Consider the following 17563-nt stretch of genomic DNA (forward strand, 5'->3'; position numbering starts at 1 on the left):
ACAGTCAAGTTGCCACCACGTTAAGTGGTGGTGGGCTATTTGCCCCTGTATGCCGCCCGTGACGGCCGCATGTCAAGCACGCCTTAGCGTCAATCTGCGCAATCTTCGCTCAAGAAGCGGACGTCCTGGGCAGAAGCACACCGCATGCCCTTGACTGCGCCGTAAACAACTTGCGAAAGTCGCGCTCATCCAGCGGTGCAATCGGTGCCGCTTCACGTTCCAAGAGAACTCGGCGCGGGGGCACTTCGCGATGACTAGTCCATCCCAGACCTCGGCGGCCACGTCCGACACCCCGGAACTGGCGCCCAAAGGTCTGAAGAAGGAAAAGAAGGGCAAGGGCGGTGAGTTGGTCGGCCGTTCCCCCGGCCAGCTCATGTGGGCGCGCTTCCGGCGCGACCGCACCGGCGTGATCTGCGGGATCATCGTGCTCGCCTTCTTCGTCATCGCGGCACTGGCGCCGGTGATCGCTTCGCTGTACGGGAAGAATCCGTACACGCTGTACGGCAGCGATAATCCCGATCTCCTGGACGAGTTCAGTTATCCGGCGGGCGCCAACGGCGGAATCTCCGGCGATTTCTGGTTCGGTATCGAACCGCGCCTGGGTCGCGATCTCTTCACCCAGCTGCTGTACGGCATGCGGACCTCGCTCGGCATCTCGCTGGCGGTCACCGTCCTGGTGGTCCTCACCGGCACCCTCGTCGGCATCGCGGCGGGCTACCTGGGCGGGAAGACCGACTACTGGGTCGGCCGGGTCATCGACTTCCTGCTCGCCTTCCCGAGCCAGCTGACCTTCGTGGCGTTCATGCCCGTGGTGGTCGCGCTCTTCGTGGCGCCGGGCGACCAAACCCCCACCTATATCCGGGTGATCGCGCTGATCGTCGTGCAGTGGGCGCTGGGCTGGATGGCGCTGGCCCGTCTGCTGCGCGGCCAGGTGATGTCGCTACGGGAGCGGGATTTCGTCGAGGCCGCGAAGATCACCGGCGCCTCCCCCTGGCGGATCATCACCAAGGAACTGCTCCCCAATGTGGTGACCCCGATCCTCGTGCAAACCACCTACATGCTCCCGCTGTTCGTCACGGCGGAGGCCGGCCTGTCCTTCCTGGGCGTCGGCATCATGGAGCCGACCCCCGACTGGGGACGGCTCTTCCACACGGCCGGCCAGGTTTACGAGAACGACCCGACGTTCCTTCTCTTCCCGGGCGCCGCGATGGTGATCTTCGTTCTCTGCTTCAACCTGCTCGGAGACTCGGTCCGGGACGCGTTCGACCCCAAGTCCGGGCGCTGATCGTCCATGTGAGGGGGCCTGCTGTCACCCCCACTGCGCCCGGTTCGCACCGGATGCGTCCGACAGCACATCTGGACAACGACTGACAGGTAGGTGCTTGGATCCTCATGAATACACTCTCCACGCGTAGAGCCCGCGCGGTGATCGTGGCCCTGGCGGCCGGTTCGCTCGCGCTGACCGGTTGCAGCGGCGGCGGCAAGGCGAGCAAGGACAAGGCGCAGACGGACAAGGACGCGGCGGCCCAGTCGAAGGTCGTGCCGCTCGGCAACGCCGCCCAGTCCAAGGGCCCCGCGGCCGCGGTGGCCGGTGCGCAGAACGGCGGCACCATCACCGTCTACCAGCGGGACAGCTTCAACCACCTGGACCCGGCTCAGCAGTACGTCAGCGACGTGGGCGACCTGGCCAAGCTGGTCTCCCGCGGTCTGACCACCTACACGCAGGACGACAAGGGCAACAAGACGCTCGTCGGCGACCTCGCCACCGACGCGGGCCAGATGTCCGACGGCGGCAAGACCTGGAAGTACACGCTCAAGGACGGCATCAAGTTCGAGGACGGCCAGCCGATCACCTCGAAGGACATCCGGCACTCCATAGAGCGCATGTACGCCTCGTTCATCACCGAGGGCCCGACCTACGTCCAGCAGTGGCTGTCGGGCGAGGGTACGACCTACCGCAAGGCGCTGCCGGACGGCCCGTACAAGGGCGACCACCTCCCCAAGTCCGTCCTGGACACCCCGGACGACAAGACCGTCGTCTTCCACTTCAAGGACCCGCAGACGCAGCTGCCCTACGCGCTGGCGATGGCGGGCTACAGCGCCGTCCCGGACAGCGCCAAGGACACCCAGGACAAGTACGACGTCGCGCCGGTCTCCTCCGGCCCGTACAAGATCGCGGACTTCAAGGCCGGCAAGTCCATGCAGCTGGTGAAGAACACCAACTGGGACCCCAAGACCGACCCGGCGCGCCACCAGTACGTCGACGGCTACAACATCTCCTTCAACCACCAGTTCTCCGACTCCACCAAGCGGCTGATGGCCGACCAGGGCGACGACAAGACCGCCATCAGCTTCACCAACTCCGTGGAGCCGACGCTGACCCGGCAGGTGCTGGGCGACCCCAGCGCCAGCAAGCGCCTGGTGCAGGGCTACCAGCCGTACGTCTGGCAGCTGAACATGAACATGGACCGCATCAAGGACAAGAAGATCCGCGATGCGATCACCTATGCCATGCCGAGCCAGCAGGTCGTCCGGGTCGAGGGCGGCAGCTACGGCGGTGAGATCGCCGGCGGTCTGCTCTCCCCGACCGTCGCGGGCTACGAGAAGGGCTACGACCCCTACGGCAAGCTGAAGAAGCCCGGCGGCGACCCGGAGAAGGCCAAGCAGCTCCTGAAGGAAGCCGGCAAGGTGGGCATGAAGCTCGTCTACGCCTACGCCAACACCGAGATCCGGCAGAACGAGGCCGTCGCCATCGCCGACGGGCTCACCAAGGCCGGCTTCAACGTGCAGAAGAAGGAGGTCGACTCGGCCTCCTGGTACCAGCAGATGGGCAAGGTCGACAACGGCTTCGACATCTACCTGACCGGCTGGGGCCAGGACTGGCCGGACGCCTCCACGGTGATCCCGCCGTCCTACGACGGCCGCACCATCCAGGACGGCGCCTCCAACTACTCGCACGTCCGCGACCAGCACATCAGCGACGAGATCGACCGGATCAAGAAGATCCCGGACGTGCAGCAGCAGACCGCGGAGTGGACGAAGCTCCACCACTACATCGTGGAGAAGGTCAACCCGGCCGTCCCGGTGTTCTTCGTCAAGTCGCTCCAGCTGTACGGCTCGAAGATCGGCGGCATCCGCTACAACACGGACACCAACTACCTCGACGTGAACACCCTGTTCATCAAGAAGTAGCAGCAGCAAGCGACGGTCGAAGGCACTCCGGAGCGCGCGCACGGCGGGGCGCGCGTCTCCGGGGCCTTCCCACCACTCCACCCCACACCGCAGCCGCCGTCCTGAGAGCAGCGAACTGTCATGCTTCCCTTTCTACTTCGCCGGACGATCGGCGCGGTCGTCATCCTCGTCCTCCTGAGCGCCTTCACCTTCTTCGTCTTCTTCTCCGTGGGCGACCCGGCGTTGATGGCCTGCGGAAAGAACTGCACTGCCGACAACGTCGCCCTGATCCACAAGAACCTGGGCCTCGACCAGCCCGTACCGGTGCAGTACTGGCACTTCCTGGTCGGCATCTTCGCGGGCCGTGACTTCACCCTCGGCCACTGCAACGCCCCCTGCTTCGGATACTCCTTCGCCACCAAGCAGGACATCTGGTCGACGATGATGGACCGGCTGCCCCTCACCGTGTCGCTGGCCGCAGGCGCCACGGTGGTCTTCCTGCTGATCGGCCTGGGCGCCGGCCTGCTCGCCGCCTGGAAGAAGGGCTCGCTGCTGGACAAGACGGTCACCGGCGTCTCGATGGTCCTCAGCTCGGTGCAGATCTACATCCTCGGCCCGATCGTGCTGGGCATCTTCGTCTACAGCGGCATCATGGGCGCGCCCCAGTACGTGAACTTCACCAGCGATCCGGCCGGCTGGTTCATGGGTCTGCTGATCCCCTGGCTGGTGCTGTCGACGATCTACACCGCGCAGTACACGCGTATGGCGCGCTCGACGATGATCGAGCAGCTCCAGGAGGAGCACGTCCGCACCGCCAAGGCGAAGGGCATGACCGGGCGCTACGTCTTCCTGCGGTACGCCTGGCGCGGCTCCCTGATCCCGATCGTCACCATCCTCGGTGTGGACCTGGGTTCGCTGCTGGGCGGCGCGATGATCACCGAGTTCACCTTCCAGCTGGCGGGGCTGGGCCGGCTGGCGGTCGACTCCGTCACCACCCTCGACCTGCCCATGGTGATGGGCGTGATGCTGTTCAGCGCGGCCATGATCCTCATCTTCAACATCATCGTGGATGCGACGTACGCGTTCATCGACCCGCGCGTGCGCCTGTCCTAGGAGAGCCTGACGTGACCACACCCCCCAAGACCGAGGAGAAGCCGGCCCCGAGCGGATCCGGTTCGGCCCCCTTCCTCTCCGTCCGCGACCTGCACATCCGGTTCTCCACCGAGGACGGCATCGTCAAGGCGGTCGACGGTCTCTCCTTCGACCTGGAGCGCGGCCAGACCCTGGGCATCGTCGGTGAGTCCGGCTCCGGCAAGTCCGTCACCAACCTCGCGGTGCTGGGGCTGCACAACCCCAAGTCCACCGAGATCACCGGTGAGATCCACCTGGAAGGCCAGGAGCTGACCGGCGCCAAGGAGAAGACCCTGGAGAAGCTCCGGGGCAACAAGATGGCGATGATCTTCCAGGACGCGCTGACCGCCCTGTCGCCGTACTACACCGTCGGCCGGCAGATCGCCGAGCCGTTCATCAAGCACACCGGCGCGAGCAAGCGCGAGGGCCGGCAGCGCGCGATCGAGATGCTCACCAAGGTCGGCATTCCGCAGCCGAGTCTGCGGGTGGACGACTACCCGCACCAGTTCTCCGGCGGTATGCGCCAGCGCGCCATGATCGCCATGGCGCTGGTCTGCAACCCGGAGCTGCTGATCGCCGACGAGCCGACCACCGCCCTGGACGTCACCGTCCAGGCGCAGATCCTCGACCTCCTCAAGGACCTCCAGCAGGAGTTCGGCTCCGCGATCATCCTGATCACCCACGACCTCGGCGTGGTCGCCAACACCGCGGACGACCTGCTGGTGATGTACGCGGGCCGGGCGGTGGAGCGCGGTTCGGTCAAGGAGATCCTGACCGAGCCCCAGCACCCGTACACCTGGGGCCTGTTGAGTTCCATGCCGCGGCTCTCCTCGGACGTCAACGAGGCCCTGCACCCGATCCCGGGCTCCCCGCCGAGCCTGCTCAACCCGCCCTCGGGCTGCGCGTTCAACCCTCGTTGCGGCTTCACCGGCGAGGTCGGCGGCACCCGCTGCGGCGAGGAACGGCCGGCGCTCGCGCCGGGCCGGGCCGCCGCGTGCCACCTCGGCACCGAGCAGAAGCAGACCCTCTTCACCGAGCAGATCAAGCCCCGGCTGGGCTAGGGAGCCACCACCATGTCCAAGAACGACACCCTCCCCGCGCCCCGCGCCGCCGAGCCCACCTCCGGCGAGCCGCTGCTCACCGCCGAGGGCCTCACCATGCACTTCCCGATCTACGGCGGCTTCCCGTTCAAGCGGAAGGTCGGGGCCGTCCAGGCGGTCGACGGGGTCGACCTCACCGTGCACGCCGGCGAGAGCTTCGGCCTGGTCGGCGAGTCCGGCTGCGGCAAGTCGACGACCGGGCGGCTGCTGACCCGGCTGATGGAGCCCACCGCCGGCAAGATCACGTACCAGGGACGGGACATCACGCGCGCCAACCGCAAGGAACTGGCGCCGATCCGCTCCGAGATCCAGATGATCTTCCAGGACCCGTACGCCTCGCTCAATCCGCGGCAGACGGTCGGCACCATCATCGGCGGCCCGATGGAGATCAACGGGATCAATCCGACCGGCGGCCGGGAGAAGCGGATCCGCGAACTCCTGGAAACCGTCGGCCTCAACCCGGAGCACTACAACCGCTTCCCGCACGAGTTCTCCGGCGGCCAGCGGCAGCGCATCGGCGTGGCCCGGGCGCTCGCCCTGGAGCCCAAGCTGATCGTCGCGGACGAGCCGGTCTCCGCCCTGGACGTCTCCATCCAGGCGCAGGTCGTCAACCTGCTCCAGGACCTCCAGCGCGAGCTGGGCATCGCGTTCGTGTTCATCGCCCACGACCTGGCGATCGTGCGGCACTTCAGCGAGCGGGTCGCGGTGATGTACCTCGGCAAGATCGTCGAGGTGGGCACCCGCGACGAGATCTACAACCGGCCGCGCCACCCGTACACCCACGCGCTGCTCTCGGCCGTTCCCGAGGCGAAGCTCGCGGAGGAGGGCGAGGAGGAGCGCGAGCGGATCCGGCTCGCCGGCGACGTCCCCTCCCCCGTCAACCCGCCGTCCGGCTGCCGCTTCCGTACGCGCTGCTGGAAGGCGCAGGAGAAGTGCGCCACCGAGGAGCCGCCGCTGGTGCAGATCGGCGGCAACGCGGACGGTCACCTGACCGCCTGCCACTTCCCGGAGGAGCCGACGACCGCGTCCCGGGGCGAGGACATCGTCCTGGACCCGGCGCTGGCGGCGATCGAGGAGGGAACGGCACCGGCCGCGGAGGACGGCGCCGAGGACTGAGCCCGCCGCGCCCGCGCGTACCGGAGCCCGCTTCCCCGTCGGGGAGGCGGGCTCCGCGGCGTTCCCGGCTCGCTACCCGCCCGGCACCACCCGCCGCTCCTCCGCGAAGTGGCAGGCCGAGGGATGGCGCGCCGGTCCCGTCGACTCCCGGAATTCCGTGGGGACTTCGAGCGGCGGCTCGATCTGTGCGCACAGCTCCTGGGCCTTCCAGCAGCGGGTGCGGAAGCGGCATCCGGAGGGCGGGTTCGCCGGGGAGGGGACGTCGCCGGCCAGCAGGATGCGCTCGCGGTGCTCGCGGGCCTCGGGGTCGGGGACCGGGACGGCGGAGAGCAGCGCCTGGGTGTAGGGGTGGGTCGGGTGGTCGTAGATCTGCTCGCCGGTGCCGATCTCGGCGATCCGGCCCAGGTACATCACGGCGACCCGGTCGGAGATGTGGCGGACGACGGAGAGGTCGTGCGCGATGAAGACGTACGAGAGGTCGAAGTCGCTCTGCAGGCGCGCCAGGAGGTTGACGACCTGGGCCTGTACGGAGACGTCGAGGGCGGAGACCGGCTCGTCGGCGACGATGATCTCCGGGCGGAGGGCCAGGCCGCGGGCGATGCCGATGCGCTGGCGCTGGCCGCCGGAGAACTGGTGCGGATAGCGGTTGATGAACTCGGGGTTGAGCCCGACGACTTCGAGGAGTTCCTGGACCTTGCGGCGGCGGTCCCCCTTGGGCGCGACCTCGGGATGGATCTCGTACGGTTCGCCGATGATGTCGCCGACCGTCATCCGGGGGTTCAGGGAGGTGTAGGGGTCCTGGAACACCATCTGGATGTTGCGGCGCACGGACTTCAGCGCCCGCCCCGACAGCCGCGTGATGTCCGTTCCCCGGTAGCGGATCCGACCCGCCGTCGGCCGTTCCAGTCCCACCAGCATCCTGGCGACGGTCGACTTGCCGCAGCCCGATTCGCCGACGATGCCGAGGGTTTCGCCCGGGTGGAGGTCGAAGGAGATCCCGTCGACGGCCTTGACGGCGCCCACCTGCTTCTTGAAGAGCACGCCCTGGGTGAGCGGGAAGTGCTTGACCAGGTCCCGGACTTCGAGGAGGGGTTCGGGTGCGGGAGCGGACGCGGGGTCACCGGGCGCCATCGAAGATCTCCTTTCCGCCGTCGAGGGTCTCTCTCCAGAAGTGGCAGGCGCTGGCCCGCTCCGGGCCGGCCTCATAGAGCGGCGGCGGATCCGTACGGCAGATGTCGCGGGCCAGCGGGCAGCGGGGGTGGAAGGCGCAGCCCGGCGGGATGGCGGTGAGGTTCGGGGGCAGGCCCTTGATCGCGTAGAGTTCCCGGCCCTTGTGGCCGAGGCGCGGGATGGACTCCAGCAGGCCGCGGGTGTACGGGTGGGCGGGCGCCTTGTAGAGCTGGTGGACGGGGGCGGTCTCGACGATCCGGCCGGCGTACATCACGGCGATGGTGTCGGCGACGTCGGCGACCACGCCGAGGTCGTGGGTGATCAGGATGAGCCCCATGGTGAACTCCCGCTGGAGCTCGGCGAGCAGGTCCATCACCTGCGCCTGGACGGTGACGTCCAGCGCCGTGGTCGGCTCGTCGGCGATGATCAGGTCGGGGCGCAGCGCCAGCGCCATCGCGATCATGATGCGCTGGCGCATCCCGCCGGAGAACTGGTGCGGATAGTCCCCCACCCGCTCCCGGGCCGCCGGGATGCCGACCCGCTCCATCAGCTCCACGGCCCGGCCGCGGGCTTTCTTGCGGGACATCCCCTCGTGGACCTCGAACATCTCCCCCAGCTGCGCGCCGACGCTGAGCACCGGGTTCAGCGAGGAGAGCGCGTCCTGGAAGATCATCGCCATCCTGGCGCCGCGGACCCTGCGCCGCTCCTCCTTGCCCAGTGTGAGCAGATCGCGCCCCTGGAAGAGGATCTCGCCGCCGGTCACGAAGCCCGGCGGCGAGTCGAGGATGCCCATCACGGCCTGGGCGGTGACGGACTTCCCGGAGCCGGACTCGCCGAGCACCGCCAGCGTCCGCCCGGCGGCCACGGTGTAGCTGACGCCGTTGACGGCCCTGGCCACCCCGTCCCGGGTACGGAACTCCACCCGCAGGTCCCGGACTTCGAGCAGGGGCTCCCCGTGCCGCTCGCCGCCGTTCGTCATCTGCCGCCTCCTCAGCGCAACTTGGGGTCGAGGGCGTCGCGGACCGCGTCGCCGAGCATGATGAACGCCAGCACCGTGATGCTCAGCGCGCCCGCGGGCCACAGCAGCATGTGCGGTGCGTTGCGGATGTAGGTCGAGGCGGTGGAGATGTCGATGCCCCAGGAGACGGTGGGGGGTTTCAGTCCGGCGCCCAGATACGACAGCGTCGCCTCCAGCGCGATGTACGTGCCGAGCGCGATGGTGGCGACGACGATCACCGGGGCGACGGCGTTCGGCGCGATGTGCCGCAGCAGCATCCGCCCGTTGCCCGCGCCCAGTGCCCGCGCGGCCTGGACGTAGTCGTTGTGCCTGGCGGTGACGACGGAGCCGCGGGCGATCCGGGCGATCTGCGGCCAGCCCAGCAGGACGATGAAGCCGACCACCGGCCAGACGGTGGTGCTGGTGACGACGGACAGGAAGACCAGGCCGCCGAGCAGCACCGGGATGCCGAAGAAGATGTCGGCGAGGCGGGAGAGCAGGGTGTCCCACCAGCCGCCGAAGAAGCCGGCCAGCCCGCCGAGCAGGCTGCCCAGCAGGGCGGCGCCGGCGGTGGCGCAGGTGCCGACGGTGATGGAGGCGCGGGCGCCGTAGACGACCCGGGTGTAGACGTCCCGGCCCTGGGTGTCGTAGCCGAAGGGGTGGCCGGGCGCGGCGCCCTCCTGGGCCTTGGACAGGTCGGCGCGGTAGGGGTTGCCGGTGGCGATCAGCTGCGGCCAGATCGCGATGACCACGAGGAAGACGATCACCAGCGCACAGACCACGAAGACCGGGTTGCGGCGCAGGTCGTGCCAGGCGTCGCTCCACAGGCTGCGGGGTTTGCCGGTGGGCTCGCCGCCGGGCGGCGGGCCGGCGGCGGGCGCCCGCTCCAGCGACTCGGCCTCGCCGATGGCCAGGGCGGCGGTGCCGCCGTCGCCGTGGCCGATGGCTTCCTTGGGGACGTAGCTCTCAGGCATAGCGGATCCTCGGGTCGAGGACGGCGTACAGCAGGTCGACCAGCAGGTTGGCGATCAGGAACACCAGGACCAGGATCGTCACGAAGCCCACCACGGTCGGCGAGTTCTGCCGGAGGATGCCCTGGTAGAGCTGGTAGCCGACGCCGTGGATGTTGAAGATGCGCTCGGTGACGATGGCGCCGCCCATCAGCGCGCCGATGTCGGTGCCGATGAAGGTGACGACCGGGATCAGTGAGTTCCGCAGCAGATGGCGGGTGATGACCCGGTGCCGGGGCAGGCCCTTGGCGACGGCCGTGCGGACGTAGTCGGCGCGGGCGTTCTCCGCGATCGAGGTGCGGGTCAGCCGGGTGACGTAGGCGAGCGAGACCAGCGCCAGGACCAGCCCGGGAAGCAGGAGTTGGCCGAGCGGCGCCTCGGTCGCGACGGTCGGCGCGGCCCATTCCCACTTCACGCCGAACACGAACTGCAGCAGATAGCCGCTGACGAACGTCGGGATCGAGACGACGACGAGGGTGAGGACCAGCACCGTGGTGTCCACCCCCCGGCCGCGCCGCAGCCCGCTGAACACCCCCAGCACGATGCCCACCACCATCTCGATGGCGATCGCGACGATGGTCAGCCGGAGGGTGACCGGAAAGGCCGTGGACATCAGCTCGGTGACCGACTGGCCGTTGAACGCGGTGCCGAAGTTCCCCTGGAAGATCTGCCCCATGTAGTGCGGATACTGCTTCCACAGCGGCTGGTCGAGAAAGAGGTCGTGGCGGATCTGCGCGGCCGTGGCCGGGTCCGGCGCCCGGTCGCCGAACATCGCGGCGACAGGATCGCCCAGCGCGTAGACCATGAAGAAGATCAGAAACGTACTGCCGACGAAGACCGGGATCATCTGGAGCAGCCGGCGGATCACATAACGTCCCATGAACGAGCCTCACTTCACGGTCAGCCGGTCAGCCGACCTTGATCTCGTTGTAGACCGGCACGCTGAAGGGGTTCAGCGACACATTGCTGATGCGCTCCGAATAGCCGCCGCTGCCGTTCTGGTACCACAGCGGAATGGCCGGCATCTGCTCGGCCAGGATCCTCTCCGCTTCCTGGAACGTGGCCACCGCCTGGCGGGTGTCCGGCGCGGCGTTGGCCTTGTCGACGAGTTTGTCGAAGGCGGGGTTGCTGAACTTTCCGTCGTTGGACGAGGCATTGGTGTAATACAGCGGCTGCAGGAAGTTCTGGATCAGTGGATAGTCCATCTGCCAGCCGGCCCGGAACGGCCCGGTCAGCGCTCTCGCGCTGATCTTGTTCCGGAAGTCCGCGAAGGTCCCGACCGGGTCCCCGACGCACGCCTTGTCGTTCCCCAGCGTCTTGTTGATGCTGTTGCAGACCGCGTCCACCCAGTCCTTGTGCGAGCCGGTGTCCGCGTTGTACGTGATGGTCATCCGGCCGCCGGGCAGGCCGCCGCCCTCCTGGATGAGCTGCCGGGCCTTGGCCGCGTCGAACACGCAGGCGTCGCCGCACAGCCCTTCCTTGAAGCCGCCGGCGGCGCCCAGCACCGGCGAGGTCCAGTCGGTCGCCGGCGTCCGGGTGTTCTGGAAGATCTCCTTGGTGATCTGCTGCCGGTCGATCGCCATCGAGATGCCGCGGCGCACCTTCTCCCTTCCCGGCGCGCCCCATTTGGGGTCGTACATGGGGAAGGTGATGGTCTGGATGATCCCGGCCGGCTGGTTGATGTACCGGTTCCCCAGGTCCTTCTTCACGTTCTTGAGCTGCGCGGCGGGAATGTCGTCCACCAGGTCGAGATTTCCTGCCTGGAGATCGGTGTAGGCGGTGTTGTTGTCGGTGTAGACCCGCAGATCGATCCCGCCGTTCCGCGCCGGGTCCGAACCCGGGTACTTCTGCCACTTCCGCATCTTCAGCACGGTGCCCTTGGTGTACGAGTCCACCACGTACGGGCCGTTGCCGATCGGCTTCTTCAGCCAGGCGTCGTGCTGCTGGAAGAACGCCTGCGGCAGCGGCATGAACGCCGAATAGCCCAGGGTGTCGGGCCAGCTGGAGAACTTCTGGTTGAGCTTGACGGTGAAGGTCCGCTCGTCCTTCACCTGGAGCCCGGAGAGGGTCTTGGCGGTGGCCGCGCCATGGTCCGGATGGACCCGGTCGTAGCCGTCGATGTACTGGAAGAAGGCCGCGTTCTTCTGCTTGTTGTCCAGCAGCGCGCCGTAATTCCAGGCGTCCACGAACGACTTCGCGGTGACCTTCTCCCCGTTGCTGAACGTCCAGCCGGGCTTCAGCGTCACCGTGTAGTTCTGCGCGTCCGCCGTCTCGATCCGGTCGGCGAGGACGTTCTCCGCGGCCCCGGTCTTCGGGTCGTAGCGCTTGAGCCCGCGCATCAGCATTTCCAGGACCTTGCCGCCCTGCACCTCGTTGGTGTTCGCCGGCTCCAGCGGGTTCTGCGGGTCCCCCCAGGAGGAGCTCACCACCCCGGACGTGTCCGTACCACCGCCTCCGCCCCCGCAGGCCGTGGCCGCCAGCGCGACGGCTCCAGCGCATACGGCCCACTTCGTGCGCACGGCTCCGCGCATGGCGCCTCCTTTGGTCCGGACTCCGGGTTCACACGTAGCCGCAGCGACCACACGTAGCCCACATCAGAGCCCAAACCAGCACGTGTCGCACTCCGGAGTCGACCGCCACTGCTCCGAAATCCCGAGAAACCGCCCGGATGACGGAAGCGCCCCGCCGGACATCAGTCCGGCGGGGCGCTTCAACGCGTCAGTGGCGGTTACCGCTTGGCGCGGGACGCCGCGCGGCCGCGCTCCTTCTGGTCGAGGACGACCTTGCGGATGCGGACCGCCTCCGGGGTGACCTCGACGCACTCGTCGTCGCGGCAGAACTCCAGCGACTGCTCCAGGGAGAGCTTGCGCGGCGGGACGATCGCCTCGAAGGAGTCGGCGGAGGCGGAGCGCATGTTCGTGAGCTTCTTCTCCTTGGTGATGTTCACGTCCATGTCGTCGGAACGCGAGTTCTCGCCGACGATCATGCCCTCGTACACCTCGGTGCCGGGGTCGGTGAACAGCACGCCGCGCTCCTGGAGGTTGGTCATCGCGAAGGCGGTGACGGCACCGGAGCGGTCGGCGACGAGCGAGCCGTTGTTGCGCGTCTGCAGCTGGCCGAACCACGGCTCGTGGCCCTCGTGGATGGAGTGCGCGATGCCCGTGCCGCGGGTGTTGGTCAGGAACTCCGTACGGAAGCCGATCAGGCCGCGCGACGGGACGACGAACTCCATGCGGACCCAGCCGGAGCCGTGGTTCGACATGTTGTCCATGCGGCCCTTGCGGACACCCATGAGCTGCGTGACGGCGCCCATGTGCTCCTCGGGCACGTCGATCGTCATGCGCTCGACGGGCTCGTACGTCTTGCCGTCGACGTCCTTGGTGACCACCTGCGGCTTGCCGATGGTCATCTCGAAGCCCTCACGGCGCATCTGCTCGACGAGGATCGCGAGCGCCAGCTCACCGCGGCCCTGCACCTCCCAGGCGTCGGGCCGCTCGGTGTCCAGGACGCGGAGCGAGACGTTACCGATCAGCTCGCGCTCCAGCCGGTCCTTGACCTGGCGCGCGGTGACCTTGCGGTCCTTGACGGCGCCCTTGGCGTCGGCACCCTTGCCGGTGCCGCCGCGGCCGACGAGCGGCGAGGTGTTCGTACCGATCGTCATGGAGATGGCGGGCTCGTCGACCGTGATCAGGGGGAGCGCGACCGGGTTCTCCGGGTCGGCGAGCGTCTCACCGATCATGATCTCGGGGATGCCGGCGACGGCGCAGATGTCGCCGGGCCCGGCCACCTCGGCGGGCTTGCGGGTGAGCGCCTCGGTCATCATCAGCTCGGTGATGCGGACGCTCTGCACGGAGCCGTCGCGCTTCATCCACGCGACCGTCTGGCCCTTGCGCAGCTCGCCCTGCTCGACGCGGAGCAGCGCGATACGGCCGAGGAAGTTGTCCGCGTCCAGGTTGGTGACGTGCGCCTGGAGCGGGGCCTCCTCGTCGTAGGTGGGGGCCGGGATGTGCTCCAGGATCGTGGAGAAGAACGGCTCCAGGCTGGTGGAGTCGGCCGGGACGGTGCCGTCGTCCGGCTTGGTCAGCGAGGCGATGCCGTCACGGCCGCAGGCGTAGACGATCGGGAACTCGATCTGGTCCTCGTCGGCGTCGAGGTCGAGGAAGAGGTCGTAGGTCTCGTTGACGACCTCGTCGATCCGGGAGTCCGGGCGGTCGGTCTTGTTGATGCACAGGATGACCGGCATCCGGGCGGCGAGGGCCTTGCGCAGCACGAAGCGGGTCTGCGGCAGCGGGCCCTCGGAGGCGTCCACGAGGAGGACGACGCCGTCGACCATCGACAGACCGCGCTCGACCTCGCCGCCGAAGTCGGCGTGGCCGGGGGTGTCGATGATGTTGATCGTGATGGGCTCCCCGCCGTCCTTCGGGTGATACTTCACCGCGGTGTTCTTGGCGAGGATCGTGATGCCCTTCTCACGCTCCAGGTCGTTCGAGTCCATGACGCGGTCGTCGACGGAGTCGAGCTGGTGCGCGGCGAAGGCGCCGGCCTGCTTGAGCATGGCGTCGACGATGGTGGTCTTGCCATGGTCGACGTGGGCGACGATGGCGACGTTACGGATGTCGTGACGTGTTGCGGACACGGCCATAGTGCGGCGCTTCTCCCGGAATCGTGGATGGCGGCGCGTACGGTCCGGTACGCGCGCCCGCCGGGCATATCGACGCCACGGCCTATCCCATGGTACGGGGCTGCGGCGGAAAAGGCCGCCCCAGCCCGTACACAGCGCCTCTGACCTGCGCTTTCTTACCGATTATTACCTCTGGTGTGGCCCTTACTTCTTGTAGCCGATGTCCTGGAAGCGGGGGGAGGCGAAGCCGTACGCGCCGATGTTGGCGAGCGACTTCCTGGTGGCCACCAGTTCCGGCCGCTGGTACAGCGGAATCGATCCGGCGGCGGCCCAGATCCGGGCGTCCGCCTGCTCGACCAGGGTGCGCGCGGCGTCCGGGTCCAGCTCGGAGGCGGCCTGGTCGAAGAGCTGGTCGATGTGGTCGGTGCCGACCCGGGTGTAGTTCTGCTCGACGGTCAGCGAACCGTCCGGCGCCGGCTGCGGCTTGGCGAAGATCGGCCGGGCGTCGGTCGCCGGGAAGGCGGTGCCGGGCCAGGAGTAGAGCGCCAGGTCGTAGTCGCCGGAGGCGATGTGGTCCTGGAAGTAGCTGGCGTCCGGGACCCGCTGGATCGAGGTCCGCACGCCGATCTTGTTGAGCATCCCGGTGATCCGCCGGCCCACCGCGCGCAGCTGCTCGGACCCGGCCCCGTCGGGCAGCACGAAGCGCAGCGCCAGCGGCTTGCCGTCCTTGCGCAGCACCGGCGCCCGGCCCGGCCGGTCCGCTGCCGCCGCCTCCGGGGACCGCTCGGCGCGCGTCTGCCGGGCCGCCGCGTGGTCGGCGGAGCCCGGCAGGTGCGGCGCCTGCCCGGTCTCGATCAGCTCGGCGGCGCCCAGCGCCTGCGCGGCCCGCTTCTTGTACCGCCGGTACTTGGCGTACGCCGCGGAGCCGGTGTCCCCGGCAGCCGCCGCCTTCTCGTCGGCCGCCCCGGCCTTGTAGAACACGGCGCTCTGCCGCAGCAGCGCGGCCTGCTGGACCTCGGAGCCGACCGCCCCGGCGAAGGACAGCGGGGCGTCCGCCGGGCCCGGGCGGGTGCCGTCCTCCTGGTCGTCGTGCCCGGCGGCGGTGCCGAGGTGGCCGGCGCGGGCGGCGTGCGCCGGGTTGCGGCCGTCCGACCGGGCGTCGCCGGACTGGTCGGCGGAGGTCCCGTTGCCGGACCGGTCCGTCCTGGACTCCTTGCGGTAGCCCTCGTCGCCCTGGTCGTCCGCCACGTCCGGCGGCACCGCCCGCCCGGCGCCGGCCTTCTCCCCCGCCTCCCCCGAACCGCTGCCGCCCGCCGGCTTCCAGCCGGCGTCGGCGAGCAGCTTCCTGGCCGCCTCCGGGTCCGCGTCGCCGAGCGCGTCACTGTGGTCCTCGTAGCCGTGCTGCCCGGCCATCAGCAGATGGCTGCCGAGCGGCCGGGACGGCAGGTCCAGCGGCTTGAGGACGGTGTCGGCGAGCGCCTGCCGGTCGAGGGCGCGGGCCACCGCGCGGCGCACCCGGTCGTCGGAGAGCGGTCCGGCGCCGCCGTTGAGGGCGAGCTGGGTGTAGGCGGGCTCCAGGGCCTTGCGGACGGTGTAGCCGCGCAGCCCGGCGGCCCGGTCCGGGGCCGCGGCCTTGGCGTCGGCCGCCTTGGCGTCACCGCTGCCGCCGGCGTCGGTGATCCGCCGGGCGCCGGCCGGGTCGACCGCGGCGACGTCGACGGTCCCGGCGGACAGCGCCGCCACCCGCTTGTCGCGGGGCAGCGCCGCGAGCACCAGCCGGTCGAGCCGGGCCGCGTCGCCCCACCACTTCGGGTTCCGTACGAGCGTGACGGTGCCGCGGTCGGCGTCCCGCTGCTGGACGCTGAACGGGCCTGCGCCGACCGCGAGTTGGCTCCGCGACTTGTCGTTGAAGGCGTGCGGGCTGCCCATCACGCCCTTCGGGTAGAGCGGCGTGAAGAGCGACTGCCAGTCGGCGTACGGCCGGGCGAAGGTGACCTTGACCTGGTGCGGCCTGGCGCCCGCCTCGACCTTGGCGATCCGGTCGTACCCGGCGTTGCGGGCGGTCCAGTACGCGTTGTCCTTGCCGCGCAGCGCGTTCCACTGGGCAAGGAAGTCGGCGGCCTCGACGGGCCGCCCGTCGCTCCACCGCGCCTTGGGGTTCAGCTGGTAGGTGACGACCTGCTTGGGCTCGCGGGCGCTGACGTCCGCGGCGTCGAGGTAGTCGGCGTTGCGCTGCGGCCGGCCGTTGGCGTCGACGGTGAACAGGCTGGGCAGGACGGCTCCGGTGATGCGGGCGGTGGTGGCGTCGGCGTCGCTCTGGAAGGCGTTGAAGGTGCCGGGCACCGCGTCGATCGCCCAGCGCACGGTGCCGCCGTCCTTCAGCTCCCCGCGCGGGGCAGGCGCGATGTCCTGGGACTCGGCGACGGACGCCGCGGTGTCCTTCTCGCTGCAACCGGCCAGCGCCGGCATCGGCAGCAGCACTCCCGCCGCGATGAGCGCGGCACAGCGGCGCCGCCGGCACGCCGCACGGCCTGAGCTGACGTGGTCGGTCATGACTGTTACCTCCGGGCTCGCCCGCGCCGCGCCGAGCCGCAGCAACACGTCCGGCCGACTTTGCGGCTCATCACATCTATGGGCCCCCTACTGAAGGTGAACGACACGCCCCCCAGCGCCCGACACGGCGACGGCCGCCCGCAAGGCCACCCGCCCGGCCCAACAAAGGCTCCGCCAGGTGCCGGAGGGGGGCCGGTGCAGCTCGTCGGACACACCGTCACACGCCCGCGTACGCACGGGAGTTCGACACGCAATACAGCGTGTGTTCGCCGAAACGCACCGGTTCGAGTCGTAGTCGCGCCTGACCCCTTCCCAAGCCCTACTGTGACGCGCGACACTCTCGGGCGCATGAGATCGCCCACCACACCTGCAAAAGTGAGGGCACGTTATGTCCCTTCAGGACGACCTGACGGCGGTTGAACGCAGCCTGGACGGACTCGTCCAGGCGGTCGGAAAGCTGGAGACGCGGATCGGCGGCGGGCTGGACATCCGTCGGGTGCGCAGCGACACGGACCATCTGCGCGAGAGTCTGGCGCTGTTGCGGCAGGGCGTGGCCGCCGGACCCCCGGGCCGCCCCGACAAGGCCGAGGACGAGATGGTGCCGGTCTCCGACACCCCCTACAACTCCGCGCTGTGGAAGGACGCCGAGGACGAGGGCCTGGGCGCCAAGGACCGGCACGCGCCCTGAGGACGG

13 protein-coding genes are annotated in these 17563 nt (G+C 69.2%); 6 read left to right on the forward strand and 7 right to left on the reverse strand.

Features of this window, described 5'->3' with window-relative positions; translation table 11 throughout:
- The first annotated feature begins 250 nt into the window (after positions 1–250).
- From GR130_RS33735 to GR130_RS33755, 5 genes are all read left to right on the forward strand, one after another.
- Positions 251–1285, forward strand: a complete 1035-nt coding sequence (locus GR130_RS33735) for an ABC transporter permease (RefSeq protein WP_159508212.1) — start codon at positions 251–253, stop codon at positions 1283–1285.
- A gap of 107 nt (positions 1286–1392) precedes the next feature.
- Positions 1393–3192: an ABC transporter substrate-binding protein gene (locus tag GR130_RS33740; RefSeq protein WP_201305072.1), complete on the forward strand. Its 1800-nt coding sequence runs from the start codon at positions 1393–1395 to the stop codon at positions 3190–3192.
- A 120-nt stretch (positions 3193–3312) separates the two neighbouring features.
- Complete coding sequence (locus GR130_RS33745) at positions 3313–4284, forward strand: ABC transporter permease (protein WP_159508213.1); 972 nt, start codon at positions 3313–3315, stop codon at positions 4282–4284.
- 11 nt (positions 4285–4295) lie between these two features.
- Entirely contained in the window at positions 4296–5363 is a 1068-nt protein-coding gene (locus tag GR130_RS33750) for an ABC transporter ATP-binding protein (protein WP_159508214.1), read from the forward strand.
- Positions 5364–5375: 12 nt separating this feature from the next.
- The gene (locus GR130_RS33755) at positions 5376–6518 is read left to right on the forward strand and encodes an ABC transporter ATP-binding protein (protein ID WP_159508215.1); all 1143 of its coding nucleotides are present in this window, start codon (positions 5376–5378) and stop codon (positions 6516–6518) included.
- A gap of 72 nt (positions 6519–6590) precedes the next feature.
- Here GR130_RS33755 and GR130_RS33760 read toward each other — a convergent pair whose 3' ends face one another.
- From GR130_RS33760 to GR130_RS33790, 7 genes are all read right to left on the reverse strand, one after another.
- On the reverse strand, positions 6591–7649 hold the full coding sequence (locus GR130_RS33760) for an ABC transporter ATP-binding protein (RefSeq protein ID WP_159508216.1): 1059 nt from the start codon (positions 7647–7649) through the stop codon (positions 6591–6593).
- The gene (locus tag GR130_RS33765; protein ID WP_159508217.1) at positions 7636–8667 is read right to left on the reverse strand and encodes an ABC transporter ATP-binding protein; all 1032 of its coding nucleotides are present in this window, start codon (positions 8665–8667) and stop codon (positions 7636–7638) included. The genes GR130_RS33760 and GR130_RS33765 overlap by 14 nt, the downstream gene beginning before the upstream one ends.
- 11 nt (positions 8668–8678) lie before the next feature.
- Positions 8679–9659 (reverse strand): ABC transporter permease, encoded by a 981-nt coding sequence (locus GR130_RS33770; RefSeq protein WP_159508218.1) that lies wholly within the window; start codon positions 9657–9659, stop codon positions 8679–8681.
- Positions 9652–10575: an ABC transporter permease gene (locus tag GR130_RS33775; RefSeq protein WP_159508219.1), complete on the reverse strand. Its 924-nt coding sequence runs from the start codon at positions 10573–10575 to the stop codon at positions 9652–9654. The genes GR130_RS33770 and GR130_RS33775 overlap by 8 nt, the downstream gene beginning before the upstream one ends.
- Positions 10576–10603: 28 nt before the next feature.
- Entirely contained in the window at positions 10604–12226 is a 1623-nt protein-coding gene (locus tag GR130_RS33780) for a peptide ABC transporter substrate-binding protein (RefSeq protein ID WP_159508220.1), read from the reverse strand.
- 197 nt (positions 12227–12423) lie between these two features.
- Complete coding sequence (gene typA / locus GR130_RS33785) at positions 12424–14337, reverse strand: translational GTPase TypA (RefSeq protein WP_159508221.1); 1914 nt, start codon at positions 14335–14337, stop codon at positions 12424–12426.
- Positions 14338–14520: 183 nt separating this feature from the next.
- Positions 14521–16869 (reverse strand): ABC transporter family substrate-binding protein, encoded by a 2349-nt coding sequence (locus tag GR130_RS33790; RefSeq protein ID WP_159508222.1) that lies wholly within the window; start codon positions 16867–16869, stop codon positions 14521–14523.
- Between the two features lie 388 nt (positions 16870–17257).
- On the opposite strand from GR130_RS33790, the gene GR130_RS33795 reads away from it, so the two are divergent.
- A complete protein-coding gene (locus GR130_RS33795) occupies positions 17258–17557 on the forward strand; it encodes a hypothetical protein (protein ID WP_159508223.1) in 300 nt (99 codons plus the stop codon).
- The last annotated feature ends 6 nt before the right edge of the window (positions 17558–17563 follow it).

Origin of the sequence: Streptomyces sp. GS7, assembly GCF_009834125.1 — a bacterium.
Taxonomy (GTDB): Bacteria; Actinomycetota; Actinomycetes; order Streptomycetales; family Streptomycetaceae; genus Streptomyces.